The organism is 'Chrysanthemum coronarium' phytoplasma (assembly GCF_000744065.1).
Taxonomy (GTDB): domain Bacteria; phylum Bacillota_I; class Bacilli_A; order Acholeplasmatales; family Acholeplasmataceae; genus Phytoplasma; species Phytoplasma asteris.
This window is the reverse complement of the sequence record NZ_BBIY01000064.1, coordinates 1-2901: the sequence shown is the minus strand read 5'-3', so window position 1 is coordinate 2901 and position 2901 is coordinate 1. Positions and strand designations below refer to the sequence as shown.

Genomic DNA, 2901 nt, shown 5'->3' with positions numbered 1-2901 from the left:
AACTTCCAAATCCAAACGAAACTCCCAAACCAAACGAAGCCTCCCAACCAACTACAAACCAACCAAACGAACAACAAGAATTACCATATAAACCAGAACCAGCCCAAGAAAATGAAGTTTTTAAAAGACATAAACAAGCCAAAAAACAACAAGACAAACAAAGAGAAACTTGTGAAAAAGAAACTAGACAACAATACGAAAAATTATATGATTATTTTTATGATAAAGATACTTTTACCAAATATTGGAATCAAAGAAATCAAAGACAAACTAAACCAAATCCTATTTTTGAAAAAATTTTATCCTTGAGTGGAGCTAATCAAGCATCTGATTTAGAAAGTGCCTTAAACCAATATTTTAATTATCTTATTGCAGTTCTAACAACTAAATATGTTTTGGAAGAATACAATATCCAAAAAAACTCCAATTCCCAAGAGCTAACTTCCCAAACAGAAAAATTTTCTTTAAGAGATGAAGATGATCTAAAACGAACCCAACTTTCAAGTTTTCAAACTGATTATTCTAATTTGCAATTTAGAATTGAGTTTTTGAATCTCTTTTTTAAAACTTTGTTAGAATTAAAGGAAAAACAAAAACAAGATATCAATTCTATTGTAGAAAAGTTTTATACTGAAATAAGCAATCACAATAATTTATTGCACAAAACTTCTTCTCTACTTCGTTTGCAAGAACAACCACATGATTATCTTACTTCGGTTAATCACGAAACACTACCAAATTTAGAAATAACTAAAAATAATTTTGAAGTTCGTGAGATATACCCAGAAATTGATCGTTTTTTGGCTCATGGAGATGATACTTTAATAGATGATTTTTATGGAAGCAACAAAAATAATTTCATTGATTATTTTCAAAAAATAATACAACCTGCTACTCAAGAAGTTGTTTTGCAAAACAATACTCAAATAGAGACTAATTTACCTCAATTAAAAGATGTTTATGCTAAATTTATTCTAAAAGCTCGTTGTACTATTGAAGACCAAGCTACTCTTTTAAAAACAATAACTTTTAATGATTTCAATAATCCTAATCAAAATGGTATGAAAGAAAAATCAGTCAAAGATTTAGAAAAACTTCATACTAATTATGAAAAAATATACCAAGAACAAAAAGAAACTATTCCAAAATATCAAACTTTTTTATTACAACAATTAGAAACCCAAAAAAAGATATTGCTAATCGTTTTAAAGATAGAAAACCTTATGAAATTTATTTACAACAATAAAATCTCTTACAAACACAATTACAACAAGGAATTAATGAATTAATCAATACTTATGTTACTGAACCATTATAACTTTTAGAAACGTCCAAAAATAAGGTTCAAACAGAAATTACCAAGATTAAAAATTTTATCCAAGAAAATCCAATTGATAATCTTAATACAACTTCTTTAAAAAAAGATTTTGATACTTTTAATAATAATTATTGTACCAAAAGAGAAGCATTTACCGAACAACAAGCCCAAACTAAACAAGAATTAGATCAAAATTTAGCTGAATTAAAAGCTAAAATAGAATACTTAATTATTAAATATTAAGCTCTTTTGCGAGAATCAGAAGAGATGAAAACCAAATTTAATAACTTAGAACCACATGATGAATTAAATGGGGTTTTTGCAACTCCTTTAACAAAAACTAAATTTTTAAGCCTCTTAAAAAAATTACAAGACTCATAAATAGATAAAGAACTACACTACAATCAATTAATTACTAAACCAGAAACTAATTTTAAACAAAGCAGCAATGCTTATTTTTATATTCAAACTATATTACGTTTATTAACAGCACATAACACAAATATAAATACTTTTATTCAAAATTTAGAACAAGTAAAAATGCCAAAAGTACCCATTTTTGATGCAATAAACAAAGAAAATGAAAGAATAATTGAAGAAGAATATCAAAGTTATAAAGAAGCTATTAATACTTTTTTCAAGAAATCCAAACTCCAGAACAAATTACCCAAGAAGACAAAAATCTTTTTAAAGGCTAAAACACTTGGCTTAATAATGTTATGCAAAATCTACACACTAACTTATCTCAGAAAGCCCACAAAAGTAAAGAAGACCAAACTACATTAAAGAATGACTTAGAACATCATTATATTAATTTTAAAAGTAGACATGATGAAATTATGAGTCTTTTGGAAGCTTTATTTCCTAATGTGAAAAAACAAACTCAAACAGAAAAAGATATTTTACAATTAAATAATCAAAATATAGAATCAACAAACCAAAATCAAAGAGCACAAAACAACAAGGAACGTGAAATTTCAGCAGAGCAAACATCAGTTCAACAAAAAACAAGCCAAACAAAAAGAACAAGAAAAAATAAGAAATGCAATACAACAAATACAAGAAACAAAAGAAACATTTCCAGAACCCTTAATTTTAGAACCCCAAGGATAAGAATTTCCTCCAGTTTTCAATAATCCTGAATTATATCCTAATCTAGAACAAATTTTAGCATCTTATGAAAGTCATCTCAACGAACTAAACATTCAACTAGAAAGACTAAAACAAGGTTTAAAAGACATAATTCAAACATATGCAACTAAATTATTAAATTTATTAGTAACACTTTCTTTTGAATCACTTCAAGCACATAATAAAACTTTTAATTGGGTTAATAATTCTTTTCAAAATTTTGAACACACAGAACAAGTCAGAAGACAAATAAATGATTGGCTAAATCAGAGGTGAGGTTATCGTTATGAATAAAACCAATGATTATCAAAAATTAGATAATAAGTTGTCAAATCAATTAATCCATATTTGGCTTTGGGGTTTAATTGGAATTAATTTTTTATTTATAACTGTTATTTATCTTGATAATCACACTAAAATTAAAAACTTTTTGAAATATGATCTATGGGGTT

At 26.2% G+C, this 2901-nt stretch carries 2 protein-coding genes; both read left to right on the top strand.

The window, feature by feature from the left end:
- On the top strand, positions 1–1289 hold a 1289-nt coding region (locus OYV_RS05105; RefSeq protein ID WP_042068259.1), incomplete at its 5' end, for a hypothetical protein.
- 748 nt (positions 1290–2037) lie between these two features.
- Complete coding sequence (locus OYV_RS03265; protein ID WP_042068258.1) at positions 2038–2454, top strand: hypothetical protein; 417 nt, start codon at positions 2038–2040, stop codon at positions 2452–2454.
- Positions 2455–2901: the final 447 nt, after the last annotated feature.

Excerpts from the sequence above, each read along its gene's own strand:
- OYV_RS03265 (WP_042068258.1), top strand. The coding sequence starts at position 2,038 with ATGCAAAATCTACACACTAACTTATCTCAGAAAGCCCACAAAAGTAAA.